Genomic DNA, 23,424 nt, shown 5'->3' with positions numbered 1-23,424 from the left:
AAATTTTGAACAACTACCAAAAAGCACTCGAAGAACGAAAACAGCAACACCTGTTGCGCACCCTTCCGCTCCCGCCGGAAGGAATTGATTTCTATACCAATGACTATTTGGGGCTTGCTCAATCTCAAAGCCTGAGTCTGGCTATCGAGGATGAATGCAGAAATGCACCTAAACTCAACGGAGCTACCGGATCACGTTTACTCGGTGGCAATAGTGAATACGCAGAACAGGTAGAACAAGAAATCGCAGAATTCCATCAGGCCGAAAGCGCTTTAATCTACTCATCCGGATACATGGCCAATCTTGGCTTGATCTCCAGTCTGGCAACTAAAGAAACCACCTTCATTTGTGACGAGTTGATACATGCAAGCCTGATCGATGGAGTACGATTAGGACATGCCAAAAAGATTCGCTTCAAGCACAATGACCTGGAAGACTTTACGGATAAACTAAAAAAAGCCGAAGGTCAGATAATTGTATTGGTAGAGTCCGTGTATAGCATGGATGGTGATATCTGTCCATTGAAAGAGGTGGCTGACCTTTGTCACAAAAACGAGTCGCTCCTAATAGTGGATGAAGCACATGCCTTTGGCGTATATGGAGAGGATGGAGAAGGCTTGGTTCAAAATCTTGGATTACAGGATCGGGTTTTTGCTAGGATTATGACATTTGGAAAAGCACCCGGTATTCACGGGGCAGCCGTTGTGGGGCCAAAGTGGCTTAAAGATTATCAGATCAACTTTTCAAGATCCATGATTTTCTCAACAGCCCCTTCCAATCATCATTTCGCAAGCATTGCTGCGATGTATAGCCACATATCCAAGTGTGTTCCTGATCGGAATGAACTCAAAGAAAACGTGGAATATTTTGTGCAAAAAAGAAAGGAGTCAAATGGTCAGTGGATTGATTCGGAATCACAAATTCAATCGCTCATTGTGCCTGGAAATAAAGAGGTCATAGATCTGGCTGAAAAATTAAAAGAGGTCGGTATCAACGCCCTTCCGATCAGAAGACCAAGCGTGGCTGAAGGAAAAGAACGCATTCGTTTCTGCCTCCACTCCTACAATACCAAAGAGGAGATAGATTTGTTATTTAAAGAACTCTAAAAATGAAATATACTTTTGAAGGCAAAACAAAGCCTTGGAATCAAATGGAAATGTCACTTAGGGATGAAAAAGAATCTCAAGGGATCGATTTCAAAGCAATTGAGCAAAATCAACCAGAAAAAGGAATTTTTCTTACACTTGATTTAAAGGAGGCTAAAGACCTTTATAATCATTTGGGATTTCTAATTCAGAAATTAGAAGAGTGAAAATCATCATTGCAGGCATTGGCACAGACACTGGAAAAACAGTGGCCTCAGCAATCTTATGCAAAGCGCTCAAAGCAGACTACTGGAAACCAGTGCAAGCAGGAGACCTGGAAAACACCGACTCGCATAAAGTCAAAAAATGGTCGCCGGAAACCATTATACATCCAGAAGCTTATCGCTTGACACAGCCTATGTCGCCACACGCTGCAGCTACAATTGATGATGTAACAATCGAGGAGTCAAGACTTCAAATACCAACAACCGATAATAACCTAATCATCGAACTAGCAGGCGGGCTCATGGTACCAATTAGAGAGGATTATTTAAATATAGATTGGGTTGCCTCTACAGGGTTGCCGGTTATTCTCGTTTCTAATTATTATCTGGGAAGTATTAACCACACGCTGCTTTCACTTTATGCTTTGAAAAGCAGGAATATTCCTTTACTCGGCCTCATCTTCAATGGAGAAAAGAATCCATCTACCTTTGATGTAATCATGCAACGGTCAGAGGTTAAGTGCCTATTAGAGATAGAGAAAGAAGAGGAAATAACTTCTAAAATGATCGAAAAAAATGCCGCCAAGCTAACTTTTGTTTAAAAAACACGTATTTTTATTAAAACACGTATAAATGAAAACGAAGGATAAAAAAACAAAACTTACATTAACCGTAAGAAAGGATATTATCCTACTAGCTAAGAAGAAAGCCAAGCAGCAAGGGGTATCCGTTTCAAGGCTTTTTGAAGATGTATTCAAAGAAAAATTAAAATCTAAAAATAAAAGTAAGGAACAAATTGCCGGAGAAGCGCTTATTGAGTTTTTAGACAACCAACCCTACACTGAACCGAATGAGCAGAGTGATAAAGAATTAATTGTTGAGCATTTAAAAAAGAAGCATGGTTAATATTTTTCTCGACACCAATGTTGCGGTTGACATTATTACTAAAAGAGCTCCCTATTATGATACTTCAATAAAACTCATTCAATATTCCAACGAAAATGATGTTCAGCTTTATCTTTCTGAAGGCAGTGTATACACATTGATATATTTGGTTTACGAGTCGTTTCCTATAAAAAATCCTGAAAAGGCTCTTTCATTGATAATTTCTAAATGCAATATTCTTACTTCCGAAAAACAGCTGCTTTTGAGAGCAATTAAGTCCTCATTCAAAGACAAAGAAGATGCTTGCCAATACTACACAGCGCTTAATCATGAAGTAGACTACTTTATCACCAGAAACAAAAAGGATTTTGTTTCCCATGTTTCATTGGTACCGGTTTATACCCCAAATGAATTTTTAGAAATCATTTCATGATAATACAAGAAGACCTAGCCTTCGACCAAAGCAACATTTGGCACCCCTATACCTCGCTAACCAATCCCTTGCCCACCTATCCGGTGGAATCAGCTTCAGGTGTGAGGCTAAAACTTGCAGACGGCACAGAGTTAATTGACGGAATGTCCAGCTGGTGGACAGCCATCCATGGATACAATGTACCTGAGCTGAACGAAGCAGCTAGTGATCAGCTATCGAAAATGTCTCATGTGATGTTTGGAGGCATTACCCACGAACCCGCTATCAAGCTTTGCCAAAAGCTGGTGGAAATCACACCAGAAGGACTGGAAAAAGTTTTCCTGGCAGACTCAGGGTCTGTATCCGTTGAGGTGGCTATGAAAATGGCCATCCAATACCAGCATGCAAAAGGGAATGCTGGCAAAAGTAAATTCATGACCATCCGAAACGGCTATCACGGAGATACCACGGGGGCCATGTCCGTGTGTGATCCAGATGGTGGCATGCATCATTTGTTTGCTGAGTTTCTTCCTAAACACTTTTTTGTAAATCAGCCGAAAAAGCGATTTGAGGAAAAGTATGTGGATGAAGAACTGGGTCAACTCGAGCAATTCTTCCGACTCAACAGCGACAAGTGTGCCGCATTTATTCTCGAGCCTATAGTTCAGGGTGCCGGTGGCATGTGGTTTTATTCACCCGACTATCTAAAGAAAATCCGGCAGCTCTGCGATGAACACGATATGTTGTTAATTGCTGATGAAATTGCTACGGGATTTGGAAGAACGGGGAAGCTTTTTGCATGTGAACATGCTGCCATTACACCCGATATCATGTGTGTGGGAAAAGCATTGACAGGTGGCTACATGACTCTGGCAGCAACGCTCACCACCCAACATGTGGCGGAAACCATTTGTAACGGCGAGGCAGGGGTGTTTATGCATGGGCCAACCTTTATGGGTAACCCGCTGGCATGTGCCATTGCAAACAAGAGTCTGGAGCGTTTGCTTTCATCCAATTGGCAGGACAGAATCCTGGCTATTGAAAAGCAATTAAAAAGAGAATTACTCCCACTCGGAAATGCCTTAAATGTAAAAGACGTACGTGTACTTGGTGCGATTGGAGTAGTGGAAATGAAAGAACCCGTAGATGTCCCTAAAGCACAGAAATTCTTTGTGGAAAATGGCGTGTGGATTCGACCGTTTAGAAACTTGATTTATATCATGCCTCCTTATGTGATTATAAGTGCTGATTTGGGTAAACTAACAGCTACCATTGGTGAATATGTGGTCGGTGAAAAGGTCCGCTAATAAATCTCAATTATTCACAATCTCATCAGTTAGGTATGCATGAGCATTTCCATCCACATCAAATAGCCACTGTAAGCCATCATCTGTGAAAATAAGTGTATCTGATTCCAACTTGCTAAAAGCTATATTCAAGTCTACCTTTCGACCGATCTTAGATTTGTTCAAAGCTTTTACAATTTTGAAATCGAGAGAATCTAAAATATGTGATAAAGGAATGGTCGCATTAGATTTAAGAAATTCAGTGAGTCGGTCACTAGCTACCCAGTTGGCCAGGTGGACAAAACTATTTTCACTGTTGATATCATAGTCAATACTGTCTATTATCAGATTTTTCTCTTCATCCAAAATGGGATAAGCATAAGCATCAATTGTCGCATTAAAACTACCAAGCACGTCAAATTTCAAATGAAGCTTACCATTTTTAGTATCGGCCAAAAAATTGGCAGTTATGATGGACGCACCTTCAAATGAAAACGCTGTGCTGTCGAACTTTGATTTTAGCAACTTATTTATTTGATCATATGGTAAGTAGACATCTACCTTAATATCCAGTTCATTATCTGAATCAGTTGGAGTAAATGAATTTGATGGCATTGGCTTTTCTTGGTATTCCATCCCTTCCAATGGTGTGATGAATATCTCAGACTCTGTGTGAATAATTACGCGTAAAGTGTCGTTCACTTCTTTCGAAAAATGAGCTGAAAAAAAGCTTGGATTACCTGACAACCAGATGTCTATTGGCTTCTTCCCAATTCTATGCGGCTCACTCAAAATCGTCCAGATTTTCTCCACCTGCTGTCTTAATGGAACCAGACTTTGAACGGCTGTACAAACTTTGTTCTCGATTACTCCCGCTTTTTCTAAAAGTTTCTTTTCGATCTTTTTTTCAAGGTTAACCTTGATCCCAAGCAGTTCAATTACCGGCGGTTCTATCCAATGGATTTGCTGAATTTTGCAATGACTGCTTAAATTCCAATTCTCTGCGATAGATAGCTGTGTATGCATATCCACACGAACCAGAAATTCAATCGGTTTATGAACCTTTATGCCCAACACCTTCTTTTCAATCTCTGCTGTAATCTTCATTGGGATGGATGCATCTAAATTATCAGCATAAGATGCCAGTAGCATATCGCCAATCGGTTCAATTTTAATCGTTAGGTATTCTCCCTCTTTTTTTAACTGAAGGGTATCATTCAATAAAACATCAGGCAATGATTCATTGATTAAGTTGGTTAATTCATTGATTGGGAAATCAAGTGGGAAAGTAAGCCTTGATGACTCTATGCTCTGAATATTTTCAACAGCGGTCTTACCAATAGCTTCTTGAGGCTGTTCTTGAGACTTCTGCTGGCAAGACCAAACCAGACCCAATAAAAATAGCTGTTTCCAATTCATACGATCTGTGGAATACCAGTTTCAATCCTAAGTATCTAAATTTCAACAAAAATTCCCCTAAACGAAAACATGTTAGGCTGCTTTGTGAGTATCAATCCAAAATTCGGCTCATATGACAATTTAGATTGCTGACATTTCTTTCAACAAAATTTTTACCTCCTCCTCCGTATTCATTGGCCCTACGCTTAATCGAAAGGTGCCTGCCTCTTGCGTGCCCAGTGCTTCATGTGCCAGCGGTGCACATTGGAATCCGGCGCTCCCCAGGATTTCATGATCGTTCCACAGGGTTTCTTTCAGTTCTTTGATAGAAAGAGAAGCACTTCTGATGGAGACCGCTGCTGTATATCTACCATAGGTCTGGCTGCCAATAACCTCAATATCATCGATGGATGCAAGTCCGCTCCTTAATTGGGACACCAGCTTCTGTCGATGCGCTATTAATTGATCCCATCCCTTACTTTCCAGCCATTTTATCCCGGCCGTCAAGCCGGCTATCGTCATCATGGGTGCTGAACCGACATCACAGTACGTTGGAAAAACAGATGATTTTTTATCACCGGGTGTGATTTCACACGCCGCACTTGGACATGTCATCGGGACCCGCTCGGATATGTATAATCCTCCGATTCCTTGCGTTCCAAACGGGCCCTTATGGCCTGCAAAAACAAAAATGTCCGGATCCAGATCCGCAATATCTATCGGAATAATCCCTGCAGTCTGTGCTCCATCCAACAAACAGAAAGCGCCGTATTGTTTGGACAGTCGCACAATATCTTCAAAAGGAAGAATCTCTCCACTCACATTGCTTGCCATGGATACTGCCACCACGCGTGCACCTTTCATGAGTTCACTTTCAAATAGCTCCAGATCAAACGGACTGTCGGCTCCTCGGGGAATAATCACTCCCTCCACTCCCCGCTCTTGCTGAAGCTTATAAAACCATCGAGATAATGCGTGATGCTCCATCGTGCTCATAATCAACCGATCGCCTGGTTGCCAGGCAAAATCACTAAAAGTTGTAGTCAGTGCCTGGGTACAGCTTTGAGTAAACAAAAACCGATCAGGATTTGAGATGCCAAAAAAGGAGGAGACTGTTTCGATTCCTTCTTCAAAAACAGCTAGCCATTGACTTGGAGGAAGTTCATTAAACCTGACGATTGCTTCGGCTACTGCTTCGGGCTTTGGCCAGGTCGTGCCGGCATTGTTGAGGTAAATCATTGATGTTGAATTAAATCTTAATTTAAAAACTTTCCTTGTTCCGCTTATCAAATCCTTCATTGAAACTCACATCAGATTAGTTTAAATTGAGATACTCAATTAACCTATCCGATCATGCTAAAGAAAACCAACCTCCTCCTGATTTGTGTAATCATTTCATTATCAGCAATCGCTCAGGGAACTCAGCTCCTGCGTCAGCCAACTATTTCCTCCACAGACATTGTATTTGTATACGCCAACGATCTCTGGAAAGTGAGCAGGGAGGGCGGAGATGCCATTCGAATGACGACCAATGAAGGTTATGAATATTCGCCTCACTTTTCACCCGATGAAAAGTGGATCGCTTTTTCTGCGCAATATGATGGCAACACGGATGTGTATGTGATTCCATCAGATGGAGGCTCTCCAAAAAGATTGAGCTTCCACCCTCGTGCTGATATTGTACAAGGGTGGACACCAGATGGTGATATTATTTTTAGATCTACCAGAGATGCCTACCCAACAAGACTGAACCGATGGTACACCATTGGCATGGATGGTGGTCTTCCAACACAGTTTGAAATTCCAAGAATTGCGAGCGGTGAGCTTTCACCTGATGGCAAGTTTGTAGCTTATGAACCAATCACCTATTGGGATCCGGAATGGAGAAACTATAGAGGTGGACAAGCGCAACCCATCTGGATTGTTAATATGGATAGTAAAGAATTGATTCGTACCCCGCGTACAGATAATGAAAGACATTTAAATCCAGTATGGTACGATGGGAAAGTGTATTACCTCTCGGAGAGGGATTTTCTCAGCAACATCTGGTCATTCGATCCGGAAACGAATGAAGAGAAACAAGTAACCTTTCTCAAGCAGTTTGATGTAAAATCAATGGATGCTACTGAAGATGCAATTGTGTATGAAATGGGAGGATACTTACACGTGTTAGATCCTGTTTCAGGTAATTCAACCCAGCTGAAAGTCAATGTTTCAGGGGACATGAACTTTGCTCGCGCCCGATGGAAAGATGTGAATGGAAATAGCCTCAACAATCCGAATCTCTCTCCAAATGGAGAGCGTGCCATTTTCGAATACCGTGGAGAAATTTTTACTTTCCCTAAAAAGGAAGGGAGCTGGAGAAACCTGACAAACACACCAGGCATAGCCGACAGATACCCAATATGGTCGCCAAAAGGAGAAAAAGTAGCATGGTTTTCAGATGCCAGTGGTGAATATCAACTTGTGGTTGCTGATCAATACGGGGGTAGCCAAAAGACATACGCTTTAAATAACCCAACTTTCTATTTCCAGCCCGACTGGTCTCCTGATGGAAAACACATTGCATACACAGATACCGATTACAACATCTGGTACATAGAGTTAGCAACAGGAAATGTGAAAAAAGTAGACACAGATAGATACGCACACCCAAACAGAGCCATGAATCCAATCTGGTCACCCGATAGTAAATGGATCACCTACTCCAAGCAACTCGAAAGTCACTTCAAGGCGGTCTTTGCCTATAATATTTCTACAGAGGAAAAAATCCAATTGACGGATGGTATGGCGGATGCCATTACGCCAGTATGGGATCAAAACGGAAAGTATCTCTACTTTCTGGCAAGCACAAATTATGGACTGAACTCTGGCTGGTTAGACATGAGCTCCTACGATCCACAAGTGACCAGAAGTCTTTACTGCCTGATTCTGTCCAGCGATACGCCCTCTCCTACCATGGCTAAAAGTGATGAAGAAGAATCGGAGCAACCAGAAGGTGATAAAAAGGAAGATAAGAAAGACGACAAGGCGGAAAACCTGAATGTTGTGATTAGCAAAACAGGCCTTGCTGATCGAATCGTTTCGTTGGCCATGCCAAACAGAAACTATGTTGGTCTAATAAAAAGTTCGGAAAAATCAGTTTTAGTCTTAGAGGCTATTCCAAATGAAAGTGGAGTAAAAATTCACAAGTATGATCTGGAGAAAATGAAAGCTGAAGACTATGCAGATGGGGTCAATGAAGGTGTCTCATCTTACAATGGAGAATATATTTTGCACAGAAAAGGAGGAAGCTGGTCTATTTCAGGTACCAAAGGAAACCCTTCGGGAGATGACAATATCAGCACTAGCGGAAAGATTAAAATTGATCCGCAAGCAGAGTACAAACAAATCTTTAAGGAAGGTTGGAGATACATGCGTGACTTTCTGTATGTTGATAATGTTCATGGAGCTCCATGGGAAAAAGTGTATGAATGGTATGCACCATGGATTGAATCCATTCGACACAGAACGGACTTGAACTACGTTGTAGATATTCTCAGTGGTGAAGTTGCTGTAGGTCACAGTTATGTTTCCGGTGGTGACATGCCTGATATCGATCGCGTTCCTGTTGGGTTGCTGGGATGCGATTTTACCCTTTCTAACAGCTATTATCAAATCAGTAAAATCTATGATGGTGAAAGTTGGAACCCCAACTTAACAGGTCCTCTTAGTGTTCCGGGTCTGAATATCGATGTTGGAGACTATATCACCAGCATCAATGGACAAACACTTTCATCGGATGACAACATCTATCAGCTGCTGGAACAAACAGCCGGGAGAGCTACCCGCTTAACCGTTAACAATCAACCCACACCAGGCGGCAGAGATGTACTTGTTGAACCTGTAAGCAACGAGTACCAGTTGCGAACCGCTGACTGGATTGAAAACAATCGAAGAAAAGTCTCTGAGATGTCTAACGGTAAACTGGCATATGTCTATATTCCAAACACCGGAGGAGGTGGGTTCACCAATTTCAACCGATACTATTTTGCGCAACAGGATAAAAAGGGTGTGATTCTGGATGAACGAAACAATGGAGGTGGGTCTGCTGCTGATTATATGATTGACATCATGGCTCGCGAACTATTTGGTTATTTCAATAGCAAAACCAATGACAACCGACCATGGACTACTCCGATGGCAGGCATCTGGGGACCAAAAGTCATGTTGATCAATGAACGGGCCGGATCCGGCGGAGACTTACTTCCTTATATGTTTAGAGCTAAAAATTTGGGGCCACTGGTTGGCACATTAACCTGGGGAGGCCTGGTGGGAACCTGGGACACCCCACGCTTTATTGATGGTGGTCGAATGGTCGCTCCACGTGGTGGCTTTTATGATGTCGATGGAAATTGGGCGGTAGAAGGAGAAGGAATTGCACCGGATATTGAAGTTATTCAGGAACCAAAAGCATTACTCGAAGGGCGTGATCCCCAGTTGGAAAGAGGCGTACAGGAAGCATTGAAGTTATTGGAGACACAGGAATTCCAGATGAAGCCTGAACCGGATGCTCCAGTAAGATGGAAGCGGCCGGAAGGCTGGGATAAGAATTAATTAAATATAGAACTTACTACTATGCCTAAACTAAAACTGGTTTCAATCACCTGTATGCAAACCGATGAAACCGACAAAGATGAGATTTACCTAAAGGTGCACGACAAAAAAATCTGGCCGGTAAAGCAAAAGTTTTACCCCATTGATACGGATGAAGAAGCAAGCATCGGACTCAGCTTCAATGTAACACCTGGAAAAAGTACCATCGACCTATGGGAATACGACTTTATTGGCAGCAATGAAATCTTAGGGTCATTCATTTTCAAAATCGATCAGCCCGGCAGCTATTCAGAAATGATGAGCAACCTGAAAGGAGAGGCTTCCTACATACTGAATTATGAAGTAAGCTGATACCAAATGAAACGTATCCCTGCTTTCGGCAGGCAGGCTCACCACCCTCTCCCAAAAAATGGCTCGAATACCCTGTTGATAAGCACTACAAAAAATATAGCAGCAGGATATGAATCCTGCTGCTCATCAATTAGTCTTTGTTTTCAACAATTCTTCCAGGTGTCCATGGTGCTTGATTTGCATCCAGCTCTGCATTGATCGCCGGAACGTCCTCGCTCATGATTGTTTTCAAACTAGCAATTACAGGTTCCAGATACTTCTCGGCAATATTTTTTACCTGCTTCGAGGTTTCCGTAGGGTTTGACAAACTAGAAGTGCCTGTCCATATAGCTGTGTTTACTCTACTCGCCAATGATGGTGCCTGATCTATTTCCAACTGCCGCTTGATCGGATCTCCGAACATGATGGTCCGAACTTCTTCAAGCTTTCCTTCGAGCTCATCCAGCCTTTCATTCAATGATTGGCTGTCTACAACCCGAGCTGCTGCTCGATAATATTTCAATGCCTCTTGCAATTGATTATATGCATTCCTTGCACCGTTTGCTGATTTTGACAGCTTCATTAGCTGTTGGTGAAAGGTCAACATGGCAGCCGGATCAGAAAGAGGAACGGTTTGATTATCTAGCGTTTTCACTTCAAACAAAACCGGCTCCACCAGCTGTGTTACCTCACCATTGATGCTTTTTGCCAACTCCACAGTATAAGTTCCAGGAAGTACCATAATGCCAGAAGAAAGGTTTTTCGTTGGATCCGCTAAGTTCGTTTTTACTTCATCTATCGCAGGATATTTCAAATCCCAGTGCACCCGGTTAATTCCATCTGATGCGCTGCTTCTTATTTCGTTTACGAATTCCCCATTCGCATCTTTTATAGTAAAAATTAAGAAGGGCTTTTCCTCGTCTTTCTCAGCCTGAAGTTGTTCATAGCTTGGGTAATAAACGGTCTCCCCATCTTTTCTTTTCTCGCCTTCCTCTCTTTCTCGCTTGTCTTCAAGCGTCTCGTATTTTTCTTTTAGATAATAGGTAAAAGCTGCACCGAACGGAGGGTTTTCTCCCAGGTAATAGGTCTCACCCTGAAATCCTTTTGGCCCCAACCATGAGATGGTTTTGCTTGCGGCAATCGGACTGTATGGATCATACTGCAAGGCCTCTGAAACTGGGAAAATATGTGCTTCTTTATTCAATAGCTCATTGGATAGCTCACGAAGAGCAGAGTAATCATCCATGATGTAAAAGCCACGTCCGAAAGTACCCAGTACCAAATCCTTTTCTCGTTTCTGGATATTGATATCACGAACCGCAATGGTTGGTAATCCTTTGGATAACTTTTGCCAGAATGCTCCTCCATCAATCGTGGCAAAACAACTAAACTCAGTACCCACAAAAAGCAGATTCCGAGCCTCGGGATCCTCAGCAATCGCGTAAACCGACCCTCTTTCAGGCAAATTGGCATTGATAGAGGTCCAGCTACCTCCAAGATTGGTACTTTTCAATAGATACGGCTTAAAATCACCTCGCTTGTGATTATTGAAGGCGACATAGACGGTATTTCTATCATGGGCCGAGGCAATGATTTCATTCACATATGTCATATCAGGTACTCCCGGAAATGAGCTATACCGCGTCCAATTCTCGCCTGCATCCGTAGAGATGTGTACTAGCCCATCATCCGTACCAGCAAAAAGAAGGTTTTCATCCAATGGCGACTCAGCAATAGCAACAATATTTCCGTACTCGGTAGTTGATTGATTCTTCGCTACCGCATCCATCGGCCAAACTTTACCCATGACCGGCAGCTTGTTTCTATCGAGTTGCCGGGTCAGATCTCCGCTTACTTCTCTCCAGGTTTGCCCCATGTCATCGCTGCGATGCAAGCGATCAGAAGCATAATAAAGTCGTTTGTTATCGTGATTACTTATAAGGAGCGGAGCATCCCAGTTCCAGTTATAGGAATAGTCTCCATCAGGTGGCTGAGGCACAATATTCTGGGTCTGTCCGGTCTTCCGGTCGAAGCGCGACAGGTTGCCGTATTGCGACTGACTGTAAATAATATCCGGATTTTCAGGATCCACATGTGGCTCAAAACCATCACCTAATGTCGTCACAAACCAGTTTCGGTTGGTTATGCCTGTGGTCTCCGTCGTTTGAGAAGGGCCGCCTAGTGTAAAATTGTCTTGCGTACCACCGTACACATAGTAAAACGGGTAATCTGTACTTACGCCCAGCTTATAAAACTGTGTGACAGGAAGGTTGGGGAAGAAGCGCCAGGTTTTTCCCTGATCCCACGATTCATAGACGCCACCATCATTGCCGTTGAGCAGGTAGTTGTTGTTAGTTGGATCAATCCATAAAGCGTGGTTGTCTATGTGCTTATTCTTTTCTCCAACATTCTCAAAGGTTTTACCCCCGTCATCAGAAACGCCGGCAAACGTATTCATCACATACACTCGATCCACATCTACCGGATCGGCAATCACCTCCTGATAGTAATTCCCACTGCTAGAATAGTCACTTCGTCGCTCCCATGATTCCCCAAGATCCATGGATCGATAAAAACCTCCCTTATCCTCCTGTGCTTCAACAACTGCGTAGATCACATCCGGATTGGCAGGAGAGATGTCCAGCCCGATTCTACCCAGATCACCGCCCGGAAGTCCCTTGACAATTTTTCTGAAGTTCTTTCCTCCATCGGTTGACTTATATACCGATGACTCGGGTCCGCCACTGATGTAGGTGAAGACATGGCGTCTTCGTTGGTGTGCCACAGCATAAATGACGTTGGAGTTTCTGGGATCGAGATGTACCTCATGAATTCCGGTATGCTCACTAATATCCAGAATCTTCTCCCAATTTTCACCACCATCGGCGGTCTTATACAATCCGCGATCACCTCCTGCGCTCCAAACCGGTCCGGTAGCAGCCACATAAACCACATCCGAATTGGTTGGATCAATGGCAATCATTCCGATGTGTTCCGAATTTTTCAATCCCTTGTGCTCCCAGCTTTTTCCACCATCCATACTCTTATAGATGCCATCGCCATAAGCCACACTTCGCTGGTTGTTATTTTCACCGGTACCTACCCAAATAACATTGTGATTGTTAGGGTCCATCTCTACCACGCCAATGGAGTAAGAGCCCTGGTCGTCAAAGACAGGGTCGAAGTTGATCCCACGGTTGGTTGTTTTCCATACTCCGCCTGCCGCAGTGCCTACATAAAACTCACTTGGGTTGTCAGGGTTGACAGCAAAATCTGCTATCCGTCCGGAGGTAAAAGCCGGGCCTATGGAACGGAAGGATAAACTGTTCCAGGCCACCTCATAAACAGGAGGTTTCTTTTCTTCGTCTTTTTTCTGAGCATTTACACTGACAAAAGACAGGGTTAGAATGAATAACAGTGCGGGGGTAAAAATCGATTTTCGTAACATGGAAATAATTCGGGTTAGTTGGATTAAGAAAGGTAGAGAAAAACCGAGAAAGTAACAGACCTGCTTACATGAATGGCACAGTCAGGTTGACATTGGCTATATTTATTTCAGCCTATGAAACGAATCTTATCCACCCTCTCCCAAAAATGGTGTAACCAATTCCCCTCCTTGGAGGGGTTAAGGGTGGGTAATTACTACTAACGATCATGAGAAAAGTAATTCCATATAATCCTCGACTAGTCCCTCTAGCGAAAAAACTCAGAATGGACATGACTTTTTCTGAGGTATTACTTTGGAATGAACTGAAGCAGAAGCAATTAGGGATTCGATTTAGCCGTCAGGTTCCAATTGACGAATATATTGTGGATTTTTATTGTAAAGATTTAATGCTGGCAATTGAAATCGATGGAGAAAGTCATTATCACGATGATCAGCCGGCAAAGGATTTGGTACGCCAGGAAAGACTTGAGTTTCTAGGTGTTAATTTTTTACGGTTTGACGATATTGATATCAAAAGAAATATAAACTGGGTTTTGGAACAGATTATTTATTGGATGGCTGATAACAAACCCACCCCTGACCCCTCCAGGGAGGGGAATTAATTACTCAAAATGAAACGCATCCTAACCACCCTCTCACAAAAATGGCCGGAATACCTCCTTGAAATCCTCGTGATCACCATCGGTATATTAGGCGCTTTTGCACTCAACAGCTGGAATGAAAATCGAAAAGAAGCACAACTTGAACGGCAATTCCTTGAACGACTCAGTGATGACCTGACCAAGGATATCGAGGAAATAGATGTTTCATTGAAATCGGTGATAGCCAGAAAGGAATGTACGGAGTTTTTGATGAAGGTTGTAGAAAATCCAATGTTGTTGGAAGAAAACCCACATTACTTCATCACTTCCATAGAATATGCCGGGTACACCAATAAGCCCAGTATATCCGATCACACATTCGAGGAAATAAAATCAAGCGGACGATTGTCTGCTATCTCCAACATTGAGATTCGAAATGCACTTGCTGTCTATTATGACGAAATCGAAAACCGTAAACAGTATGATTTCATCAGTCAGGACATACAGCTACAGTATTTAAACAAACGGTATGGAATTCTTTCTCCGGAGCAACAAATCGCAGTTGGTAGTTTCTCATTTGAAACAGATTTCACCCTGGAAGACGCGCTACCAGTTTATGATCGTATGATTGGGAACAAAGCTTTCGTTGCATGGCTCCCGGCAATCGCTCAATCTCAAACGCGGAGTATTCAGGTCTTCAGAGCTTTACATAAAAGAGCATCGGAGTTGAAGTCTCAGGTAGATGAGGAATTAGACAAATAGTAATTTCCTGATTATCTTAAGCTAACCAACCTGACCGCCGATGAAATACCTGCTTGCTTGCTGCTTGTTGTTTACGCTCATGCTTTCAGCTTATTCCCAGAAGGAAATCGAATTTAAACGACATTCCTATTCGGAGTTTCTTCAGATGATTCAGCAGGAAAAGGATACACTTTTTGAGTATTCGGATGCGATCATTGAATTTAACCCGGAAACCGATCAACGATTCAAGATCTTTTATAAATCCAAAGATTCGGTGTGGACAAAGCAGCCGGTTGATACGATCCGGATCGATAAGTATGTGATGCTTGAAAATGTACATTTCGACCATACCTTGACAATGGACAGCCTGAACGGAGAACTCGTCAATGCTTTAGGCGGGGTTTGGTACAAATGCCGGTTTGATGGAATGGTGGACATGCAACAATCTGTATCCTTTCGCATCTACAATTCGGCCATTGATAACCATTTTAGGGTAATTACAAGGGGCTTTAAAATGCCTGATCCATTAAGGTTGGAACTGACAGAACCACGATTGGAATTTCGAAACAATCGGGTGGTAAAAGATTTCAATGTTAATTCCGGATGGGTGGAAAAGGATAATAGAAGCAGGGTCAATGTCGATTCCAACGAATTTCATATTGAAGATCATAAAGGGAATTATGCTTTTAGTATTTGGGTGGAAAACTGCTTTCGGATTTCTATCGCTGACAATACGATATGGAGTGTTGCCCCTAATGAAGTAGAAATTAAAAGTGCGCAATGGGCTAACATTCAGAACAACCGCTTTTTAAGTTATATAATAGTTGATCTGACTGAATTTTATGGGTTGGAAAGGGTTCAGTTTACCCGTAATTCATTCGACAATTTCATGCAGTTCAGCCTGACCCCTGACCTTCCGCCATCTGCATTTATTGATTGGAGTCAATTCAAGGGAAAAATGATTTCTGATAATGGTTTTGGTCCATACATAAGTGTTCTGATGCTGAAAGATCAGGCCTACCTAGAGGCTAACCAACACAAAAAGGTCTTTTTGCAACAGTATTACGATTCGGTCCGCATCGCAAATGCTGACGCATTTTTAGGTGAGATGGCCATAAGAGGTAGGTTACGTGAGCACTTCAAGGCCAAATACGATACAGAACAGGCCAATGCAGTTTTCATTGATCTCAAAGATCTTGAAACGAAGAGACTGGCCTATCTCTATGGACAATACCCCACATTCAAAACGTATTTTAAATGGAAGATCAATCAGTTTCTTAAGCTCTTTGTAGACTATGGAACCGAGCCAGCAAAAGCCATCGTCTTTGCCGTTTACGTCATAGCCTTCTTTGCACTCATCTACCTCTTCTTCCCCAACTCCTGGGATAGCCATGGTCGCACCCGCATCATGGATCGGTATCGGTTTTTCCTGAAATATCTGAATCGAAACGAAGGCGCTAGTGAGGTCTATCAGGAAGAAAAGGAAAAAGAGCTGATGCCTTTTCATGAATTCAGAGAAGTGCTGGAAAGAGAAGGCAAAACAGCGCCTAAGTTTTTCTATGCCACCGCTTTGCCGCTTTACAAATGGTCAGTATCAGGCTCACGACTTTCAGGTTGGTTTCTCTCTAAGATTGATGTGCTTAATGGCAAGTGGAGTGAAGTGCCTGAAAAAGGAAGATTCTTTAAATCAGCGCTTGTTATCGGCGCGTTTCTCATCGCTCTGCTCTACGACCTCTTCATCAAAGTCCTGAACGCTGTGATGCTCTCGATCAATACCTTCACCACACTGGGGTTCGGTGAGATTCCGATCAAAGGCTTGCCTAGATATTTGGCGATTATTCAAGGGTTTATTGGGTGGTTCATGTTGACGATCTTTAGTGTGTCATTGATTAGTCAGTTGCTGAATTAGTCTGAAACGCTGATAAACCGGATTAGCGGATAATCGCGGATTTCAATCAGTCTCCATCAGTGCAATCCCATATCTGCCAAATCAGTGGTTCAGACATTAGGTTAATTGCCCGTCTCACCCTTTTTCGGTATCTTCAGGAACTAACCTGATCACTATGCGCCTATTCTTATTGCTATTTTTATGGGGAATTGTTTTCCCTGCTTTTTCTCAAAAAAATCAGATCAGTTTTACAGAATACTCCTTTACAGAGTTGATAGAACTGATAGAAGCTGAAGAATCCGAAGTTTTCACTTTAGAAAATGCACTAATTAGGTTTCAGTTGACTGATACTTCAAAATTTAGTTATTCAAATACCGGAGACGGAAAGAATGTCAACCGAGATACTATACATATTTATAAAAAACTGGACTTTAAAAATGTTCAATGGAGTAATCGGGGATTTAGAATTGGAAATGGATGGATTCATGTAGACTTCCGCCTTTTTCGATTTCACGAGACAGTACGTTTTGAAGATGCAATAAGCCTTAGCTTTTCAAATTCGGTCTTTGATAAGATCGTCCGATATCTATTCACTTCTAAAAGCCCTCAAATTATTTACAGCGATCCTGAAAAAATAATTACTCCAATGGTAGCTGTTGACAGTTGTGTTTTTAAGGAAGGAGTTTATTTGTCACAAAATGGCGTATTTGATTGTATTGATTGTTCAATCTATTTCACCAACAATAAGTTTTACGGAAATATTGACCTTCCAGGTAATGATGGTTTTTATGGAAACATATTCCGATTTGATTCTTTTGGATACTTAACAATAAATAATTGCTACTTCGATAAGCAAGGAGTTGTTTGGTTGCAATACTTAAAAGGAGATCTACTCTCCATCACCAATAATACCTTTAATGGTACGGTTGTATTAATGCTGCCAGCAGATGCACGAGAACTAGAAGTTTCAAAGAATCATTTCAAAGAATATATCTCGATGGATTTTTTAACTCTCAACGTTAATAATTCCATTGATTGGACTGATTTGGAGAATAAGCTTATTTCTTTTGATCTAGTATACAACTATCTACCATTTCCAGCTGATATTGATCATTTCAATACATATTATAATGAAGTCAGAATTCAGGATTCACGATTCTATAAGGCGGAGATCAAACTCATGGGACAGCTGTATCAACTATATAAAAGCCAGCATGACAATGAATTTGCAAATGGAGCCTTTCTTGGTAAAAAAGATTTGGAAACAAAAAGATTGGCTTATGTATTTAGTCAAAACCCCTCTTTTGACACCTTTTTTACGTGGAAAATCAATCAGTTTTTAAGGCTATTTTCAGACTATGGTACAAAACCCTCCAAAGCAATCATATTTGGATTCTATGTAATTCTATTTTTTGCCTTGATCTACCTCTTTTTCCCTAACTCCTGGGATAGTCACGGGCGCATGCGCATCATTGATAGATACAAATTCTTTTTAAAGTACCTGAATCGAACCGAAGGAGCCAGTGAAGTATATCAGGAAGAAAAAGAAAAGGAACTACTCCCATTTCATGAGTTTAGAGATTACTTAGAGCAGCAAGGCAAAACTGCGCCTAAGTTCTTTTATTCCACCGCATTGCCGCTTTACAAATGGTCTGTTTCCGGTTCACGACTCTCCGGTTGGTTTCTATCCAAGATCGATGTACTCAATGGCAAATGGAGCGAGGTGCCGGAAAAGGGGAGATTATTTAAATCAGCGCTGGTTATTGGCGCTTTTCTTATCGCACTGACATACGATCTCTTCATCAAAGTGTTGAATGCCGTGATGCTCTCTATCAACACCTTTACGACGCTTGGTTTTGGAGAGATTCCGATCAAGGGGTTGCCCAGATATCTCGCGATTATTCAGGGCTTTATCGGGTGGTTTATGCTGACGATCTTCAGTGTGAGTTTGATTAGTCAGTTGTTGAACTAGAACCCACCCCTGACCCCTCCGAGGAGGGGAATCGTTGAATTGAATGAGAATCCAATCCCCTCCCGGGTGGGGATAAAGGGGTGGGTCACAAATTGCCCTTCTCCCCATTTTCCGGTAATTTCAAGACACTAACCTGATCACCATGAGAATTACCGCATTGCTCGCATTGCTGTCACTGGGACTTGTATGCCACGCCCAGGACGAAGAATATCGAGTCATTCCTTCCTTAACAGACTGGATTGAAGAGATCAACCACTGGCCCGATTCGATTTATCAAGTTGAAAATATCAAGGTCATCATTGATGGGGAGAAAGATTCCCTGATTGCTGAAAACTATTTTATATCCCATGATACGGTTGAAGAAATAGCTGCAACGGTACATAAACCTGTAGAAATCAACGGCTTGATAATTGACAATGATTTTGGTAGGCATAATGGAAGTTATCTCACAGGCAACTATAGACTAAAGAACATACGATTTAAAAAGAGGTTCAGAATTCAGGATTACCAAAGTCTTGTCCTGCACACCTACCATTTGGTTTTTGAGCAAGAATTCATTATTTCCTATCAACAAAATCCCTCTTATTTTAATTTCATTTCCTGCCACTTCAAATCCTGGGTGGCCTTCTTTGATATACAGGATGAACTATTTGTGAACATTCAGGACTCCAAAATCAACGAACATATTCAATTTACCCGAACCCCCAGTTTGCCCTCCTTGATTGTGGAAAATAGTGATATATATCGGGCCGACTTGGGCTGGAGTAAGTTCTCTCAGTTGCACATAAGAGATTCCAGGCTATCCGAAATATCTCTACAAAGCTCGCTGTTTGATGCGTCCGTTCATTTGGTAAGGAATCAGATAGATTCGATAGAAGTTTCTGGTGCTCAATTTCCCGCAAATAATACCTACATACCCTTTGATCAGGTGAGCGAAAAACTGTTTGTTCTCCCTATTTCAATGACAAATCCAAACAGAGCAAAATATTTCGCAACGGACAACATGGATTTTGCGCTTAGCGAAGAATATGACAACTTAATTGCTTCCTATAAACTTTTGCTGAGTGGTTACCAGAATCGAGGAGATCGTCAGAGCTATGGCGCCTGTTTTGTGGAAATGAAGAATCTTGAAACCCGGCACCTTGCCTATCAATATGAAAACAACCCAAGTTTCAAAGGTTTCTTCACCTGGAAGATCAATCAGTTTCTGAAAATCTTTTCTGCTTATGGCACAGAGCCTGCCCGGGCGATCATTTTTTCTTTCTACGTCATCATCTTCTTCGCACTCATCTACCTCTTCTTCCCCAACTCCTGGGATGCCCACGGCCGTACGAGGATCATGAACAGGTATCGTTTCTTTCTAAAATATCTAAACAGAAACGAAGGAGCCAGTGAAGTGTATCAGGAAGAAAAGGAAAAGGAGTTGATGCCATTTCATGAGTTTAGAGATTATCTGGAGCAGCAAGGAAAAACAGCTCCTAAGTTTTTCTATGTCACAGCACTTCCCCTTTACAAATGGTCTGTTTCCGGTTCACGACTCTCAGGGTGGTTTCTATCCAGGATCGATGTGCTGAATGGCAAGTGGAGTGAGGTGCCAGAGAATGGTAAGTTCTTTAAATCAACTCTGGTCATCGGAGCATTTATCATGGCTCTCATCTACGACATTTTCATAAAAGTATTGAACGCTATTATGCTCTCGATCAACACCTTTACTACACTCGGTTTTGGGGAGATTCCGATTAAAGGTTTGCCGAGATATTTGGCAATTATCCAGGGGTTTATTGGGTGGTTTATGTTGACGATTTTTAGTGTGTCACTGATAAGTCAGTTGCTGAATTAGTCTGAAACGCAGATGAACCGGATTAGTGGATAAACGTGGATTTCAATCCGGTTTAAATCTGCGCAATCCCATAATCAGCCTAATCAGTGGTACAGAATTGATATTGCCCTTCTCCCCGTTTTCCGGTATCTTCAGGACACCAACCTAACCGCCAATGAGAATAGCCGCCTTGCTCATATTGCTGTCGCTACGTCTTGTGTGCCATGCGCAGGAAGAAAACTGGCGTACCATACCATCCGTCACCGACTGGATCGAAGAGATTAATAACTGGCCGGATAGCGTTTATCGACAGAATAAGATTGAGGTTCGCATTGATCCTGTCAAAGACCGACACATTGCATGGCAGACCATGGATGTTTTTGATTCTATATTGGCCAGTTCGGTTAAACGAACTCATATTACGAAGCATATCGTGGTTTATGATATTAGATTTCGATGGGCGGACCTAGGCAGTTTTAATCCCATTGTAATTGGCAATCTGCATTTCGAGAAACCATTTGAAATGTACTATTTAGAAAACAGCCGGTTTGCGTTTTTCAACAGTGTTTTTGATGATATTTATCAGCCCAGACTAATGAAAACACGTTTTTTTCTCAACCATTACCATTGTAAATTCAAACGAATAAACCTTAACAATCCTGTTGCCCCCACACCCATTGGCTTTTTCAATTGTCAGATCGAATCTGAATTACATATCAGCGCTATTGACGACACACCTTCCTTGAGGTTAGAAAATTGTGACATTCCGTATCTCGAGGTACAAAATAAAGTATCCTCCATTTACATTGACAGTTGTCGTTTCCTAATAGGCGTGAATCTGGTGCGATTGAACATAGAGACGGCCATCGATATTTACAATTCAGAGTTGGGCAGTATCAGCATACAGGGAACTGAACTGCCATCATCCAACACCTACATTCCATTCTCCAATCTTGAAAATAAACTGGCACTATACTGGTCATCCGAGGTTGGGGATGCACTGAATGAATTTAAGAAAAATCCAAAAACGCTTGATCTGGATTCCATGCTCTCCTTATTCTATTGGGGTCGATCGGATGAGGAGTTGCTGAGAAAGGAAGCCTTTGATCAATTGATTGCCAGTTACTATAAACTGCTCAATATTTATAAAATCAGAGGGGAGTCAGATTCCTATAACACAGCCTACATCGAGATGCGGAATAAGATGACGGCCCGTTCGCTGCTGCTGTATGAACGAGACCCAACCTTCAACCGATACTTCGATTACCAAATCAATCGATTCACCAGAGTGTTTAGTGACTATGGAACCCGCCCTGCTAAGGCCATTGTCATCTTCTTTCAGGTCGTCCTCGCCTTCAGTATTTTCTATTTTTTCTTCCCTAGTAGCTGGAATACAACCAATTCAAGGAAACTGATGGGGCGGTTGTCCTATCTGGGTAGCTATTTCAAATCTAACGAGGGACTGTCTGACCTATTTGAAAAAGAGACCAAAGATCAATACCGAGATTACGAAGAATTCAAATCTTTCATGAGCACCAGTGAGAAGGAGCTTCCAGTCTATTTCAAGTGGTTGAGTAAGCCGCTTTACAACGCATCTACCAGTCGATTTAACCTGACCCGGAGCGTATTGAAGCGTACCGATATTCTGGATGGAAAGTGGGCTGATTTGCCAGCCGGTAGAAAGGCAACCACCAGTTTCCTTATTGGAATATACTTGTTTGTTTACCTGATCTGGGTACTGATCATCCGCTGTTTGAACGCTATCACCCTTAGTCTAAATGCTTTTTCCACTTTAGGATTTGGAGAAATCCCGACCCGAGGTTTGGCCAGATACGTGACCATTGTTCAAGGGTTCGTTGGTTGGTTCCTTCTCAGTATTTTTTTAGTGAGTTTAATTGGACAAATATTGAATTGATATGAAACGCATCTTAACCACTCTGTCCCAAATCCCGATAATTATCGGGAGGCCGGAATCCAATGATCTACTATGAAAAAAATAATTGAACATCTTCATGCTGAATGGTACAAATACCTCCTCGAGATTCTGGTGATTACCATAGGTATTCTTGGGGCTTTTACTTTGAACAATTGGAATGAAAACAGAAAAGATCGTAATAATGAAGTTTATCTTCTCAACCGACTTCATAAAGAAGTGGTAAGTGATAGTTTAACGTTGGCAAGATATATAGACTTAAACAAGGGACATGAAGGCCGAGGAGATTACCTCTTGAATAACTTAGACAATCCCGCGGCTAACATGGACTCGATAGTCAGCTGCGTTTTCTTCAGTGGTAGATTCGTCTGGTTTCAGAGCAGTTCACCTACTTATGATGAAATCGTGTCTTCAGGTCGACTTGGTATCATTCAGAATGACTCCTTAAAAAATCTGATTAGTTCTTACTATGGAAGACTGGAGAGCTATGTGAATTTCCAGTTTTACGAAAGCCGCGAAATAAAGGCCGAATATAACCGACATAAGAATCGATATTTTGATCTCTCAATGATGACGGACTATTGGAAGGCAAAAGGAGCTTTTATTGCTGTAGATTCCATGTCACAATATCTTTTGGATTGGGATGGATTTAGACAAGATCCGGAAACGCCGATACACTTAAGAAACTCCAGGGGAGTAAACCGGGAATTATCGTATCAATACGCTACCGGGCACATGAATAGATTGCATAATTTGCTTACTGCCATACGAAAGGAGATAAAGGAAGTACAATGAAACGCATTCCTGCCTGAGCCAGGCAGGTGGC

General features: G+C 42.0%; 18 protein-coding genes. 15 read left to right on the top strand and 3 right to left on the bottom strand.

Features of this window, described 5'->3' with window-relative positions; genetic code table 11:
- Positions 1 to 5: 5 nt before the first annotated feature.
- Genes CHB71_RS02210 through bioA form a run of 6 tightly spaced genes read left to right on the top strand, consistent with a single transcriptional unit; the run spans position 6 to position 3,913 of the window.
- Complete coding sequence (locus CHB71_RS02210) at positions 6 to 1,106, top strand: aminotransferase class I/II-fold pyridoxal phosphate-dependent enzyme (RefSeq protein ID WP_245811200.1); 1,101 nt, start codon at positions 6 to 8, stop codon at positions 1,104 to 1,106.
- A gap of 2 nt (positions 1,107 to 1,108) precedes the next feature.
- Positions 1,109 to 1,312, top strand: coding sequence for a hypothetical protein (locus CHB71_RS02205; protein WP_089355241.1), 204 nt, complete (start codon positions 1,109 to 1,111; stop codon positions 1,310 to 1,312).
- On the top strand, positions 1,309 to 1,911 hold the full coding sequence (gene bioD, locus CHB71_RS02200) for a dethiobiotin synthase (protein WP_221406662.1): 603 nt from the start codon (positions 1,309 to 1,311) through the stop codon (positions 1,909 to 1,911). Before CHB71_RS02205 ends, bioD begins: the two co-directional genes overlap by 4 nt.
- Before the next feature lie 31 nt (positions 1,912 to 1,942).
- Positions 1,943 to 2,215 carry a DUF6364 family protein gene (locus tag CHB71_RS02195; protein ID WP_089355239.1) on the top strand — a complete coding sequence of 91 codons (273 nt, stop codon included), beginning with the start codon at positions 1,943 to 1,945 and terminating at the stop codon, positions 2,213 to 2,215.
- Positions 2,208 to 2,627: a type II toxin-antitoxin system VapC family toxin gene (locus tag CHB71_RS02190; protein WP_089355238.1), complete on the top strand. Its 420-nt coding sequence runs from the start codon at positions 2,208 to 2,210 to the stop codon at positions 2,625 to 2,627. Before CHB71_RS02195 ends, CHB71_RS02190 begins: the two co-directional genes overlap by 8 nt.
- Positions 2,624 to 3,913: an adenosylmethionine--8-amino-7-oxononanoate transaminase gene (gene bioA / locus CHB71_RS02185; protein ID WP_179213283.1), complete on the top strand. Its 1,290-nt coding sequence runs from the start codon at positions 2,624 to 2,626 to the stop codon at positions 3,911 to 3,913. The genes CHB71_RS02190 and bioA overlap by 4 nt, the downstream gene beginning before the upstream one ends.
- Positions 3,914 to 3,919: 6 nt before the next feature.
- Here bioA and CHB71_RS02180 read toward each other — a convergent pair whose 3' ends face one another.
- A complete protein-coding gene (locus tag CHB71_RS02180; RefSeq protein ID WP_089355237.1) occupies positions 3,920 to 5,311 on the bottom strand; it encodes a DUF4403 family protein in 1,392 nt (463 codons plus the stop codon).
- A 120-nt stretch (positions 5,312 to 5,431) separates the two neighbouring features.
- On the bottom strand, positions 5,432 to 6,529 hold the full coding sequence (locus tag CHB71_RS02175) for an aminotransferase class V-fold PLP-dependent enzyme (RefSeq protein WP_179213282.1): 1,098 nt from the start codon (positions 6,527 to 6,529) through the stop codon (positions 5,432 to 5,434).
- A 114-nt stretch (positions 6,530 to 6,643) separates the two neighbouring features.
- Here CHB71_RS02175 and CHB71_RS02170 point away from each other — a divergent pair, with 114 nt between their 5' ends.
- Both CHB71_RS02170 and CHB71_RS02165 read left to right on the top strand, forming a co-directional pair.
- The gene (locus CHB71_RS02170; RefSeq protein WP_089355235.1) at positions 6,644 to 9,886 is read left to right on the top strand and encodes a S41 family peptidase; all 3,243 of its coding nucleotides are present in this window, start codon (positions 6,644 to 6,646) and stop codon (positions 9,884 to 9,886) included.
- 21 nt (positions 9,887 to 9,907) lie between these two features.
- On the top strand, positions 9,908 to 10,237 hold the full coding sequence (locus CHB71_RS02165; RefSeq protein WP_089355234.1) for a hypothetical protein: 330 nt from the start codon (positions 9,908 to 9,910) through the stop codon (positions 10,235 to 10,237).
- Positions 10,238 to 10,367: 130 nt separating this feature from the next.
- Here the strand turns inward: CHB71_RS02165 and CHB71_RS02160 are convergent, their stop codons facing one another.
- Positions 10,368 to 13,664 carry a VPS10 domain-containing protein gene (locus CHB71_RS02160; protein WP_089355233.1) on the bottom strand — a complete coding sequence of 1,099 codons (3,297 nt, stop codon included), beginning with the start codon at positions 13,662 to 13,664 and terminating at the stop codon, positions 10,368 to 10,370.
- A gap of 206 nt (positions 13,665 to 13,870) precedes the next feature.
- Between CHB71_RS02160 and CHB71_RS02155 the strand changes: the two genes are divergently transcribed.
- From CHB71_RS02155 to CHB71_RS02125, 7 genes are all read left to right on the top strand, one after another.
- Entirely contained in the window at positions 13,871 to 14,266 is a 396-nt protein-coding gene (locus CHB71_RS02155) for an endonuclease domain-containing protein (protein WP_089355232.1), read from the top strand.
- A gap of 9 nt (positions 14,267 to 14,275) precedes the next feature.
- A complete protein-coding gene (locus CHB71_RS02150) occupies positions 14,276 to 15,007 on the top strand; it encodes a DUF6090 family protein (RefSeq protein ID WP_089355231.1) in 732 nt (243 codons plus the stop codon).
- Positions 15,008 to 15,047: 40 nt separating this feature from the next.
- Positions 15,048 to 16,895 (top strand): potassium channel family protein, encoded by a 1,848-nt coding sequence (locus tag CHB71_RS02145; RefSeq protein WP_144017304.1) that lies wholly within the window; start codon positions 15,048 to 15,050, stop codon positions 16,893 to 16,895.
- Positions 16,896 to 17,049: 154 nt separating this feature from the next.
- Positions 17,050 to 18,846 carry an ion channel gene (locus tag CHB71_RS02140; RefSeq protein ID WP_089355229.1) on the top strand — a complete coding sequence of 599 codons (1,797 nt, stop codon included), beginning with the start codon at positions 17,050 to 17,052 and terminating at the stop codon, positions 18,844 to 18,846.
- Between the two features lie 142 nt (positions 18,847 to 18,988).
- The gene (locus tag CHB71_RS02135; RefSeq protein WP_089355228.1) at positions 18,989 to 20,686 is read left to right on the top strand and encodes a potassium channel family protein; all 1,698 of its coding nucleotides are present in this window, start codon (positions 18,989 to 18,991) and stop codon (positions 20,684 to 20,686) included.
- Positions 20,687 to 20,840: 154 nt separating this feature from the next.
- Complete coding sequence (locus CHB71_RS02130) at positions 20,841 to 22,580, top strand: potassium channel family protein (protein WP_089355227.1); 1,740 nt, start codon at positions 20,841 to 20,843, stop codon at positions 22,578 to 22,580.
- Positions 22,581 to 22,652: 72 nt separating this feature from the next.
- Positions 22,653 to 23,393: a DUF6090 family protein gene (locus CHB71_RS02125; protein WP_089355226.1), complete on the top strand. Its 741-nt coding sequence runs from the start codon at positions 22,653 to 22,655 to the stop codon at positions 23,391 to 23,393.
- Positions 23,394 to 23,424 lie beyond the last annotated feature (31 nt).

The sequence above is a fragment of the Ekhidna lutea genome, assembly GCF_900188325.1.
Classification (GTDB): Bacteria; Bacteroidota; Bacteroidia; order Cytophagales; family Cyclobacteriaceae; genus Ekhidna; species Ekhidna lutea.
This window is presented reverse-complemented; position numbering and strand designations above follow the sequence as displayed.

Coding starts and splice junctions, on each gene's coding strand:
- CHB71_RS02205 (WP_089355241.1), top strand. CDS start 1,109: ATGAAATATACTTTTGAAGGCAAAACAAAGCCTTGGAATCAAATGGAA.
- CHB71_RS02195 (WP_089355239.1), top strand. CDS start 1,943: ATGAAAACGAAGGATAAAAAAACAAAACTTACATTAACCGTAAGAAAG.
- CHB71_RS02190 (WP_089355238.1), top strand. CDS start 2,208: ATGGTTAATATTTTTCTCGACACCAATGTTGCGGTTGACATTATTACT.
- bioA (WP_179213283.1), top strand. CDS start 2,624: ATGATAATACAAGAAGACCTAGCCTTCGACCAAAGCAACATTTGGCAC.
- CHB71_RS02180 (WP_089355237.1), bottom strand. CDS start 5,311: ATGAATTGGAAACAGCTATTTTTATTGGGTCTGGTTTGGTCTTGCCAG.
- CHB71_RS02175 (WP_179213282.1), bottom strand. CDS start 6,529: ATGATTTACCTCAACAATGCCGGCACGACCTGGCCAAAGCCCGAAGCA.
- CHB71_RS02170 (WP_089355235.1), top strand. CDS start 6,644: ATGCTAAAGAAAACCAACCTCCTCCTGATTTGTGTAATCATTTCATTA.
- CHB71_RS02165 (WP_089355234.1), top strand. CDS start 9,908: ATGCCTAAACTAAAACTGGTTTCAATCACCTGTATGCAAACCGATGAA.
- CHB71_RS02160 (WP_089355233.1), bottom strand. CDS start 13,664: ATGTTACGAAAATCGATTTTTACCCCCGCACTGTTATTCATTCTAACC.
- CHB71_RS02155 (WP_089355232.1), top strand. CDS start 13,871: ATGAGAAAAGTAATTCCATATAATCCTCGACTAGTCCCTCTAGCGAAA.
- CHB71_RS02150 (WP_089355231.1), top strand. CDS start 14,276: ATGAAACGCATCCTAACCACCCTCTCACAAAAATGGCCGGAATACCTC.
- CHB71_RS02145 (WP_144017304.1), top strand. CDS start 15,048: ATGAAATACCTGCTTGCTTGCTGCTTGTTGTTTACGCTCATGCTTTCA.
- CHB71_RS02140 (WP_089355229.1), top strand. CDS start 17,050: ATGCGCCTATTCTTATTGCTATTTTTATGGGGAATTGTTTTCCCTGCT.
- CHB71_RS02135 (WP_089355228.1), top strand. CDS start 18,989: ATGAGAATTACCGCATTGCTCGCATTGCTGTCACTGGGACTTGTATGC.
- CHB71_RS02130 (WP_089355227.1), top strand. CDS start 20,841: ATGAGAATAGCCGCCTTGCTCATATTGCTGTCGCTACGTCTTGTGTGC.
- CHB71_RS02125 (WP_089355226.1), top strand. CDS start 22,653: ATGAAAAAAATAATTGAACATCTTCATGCTGAATGGTACAAATACCTC.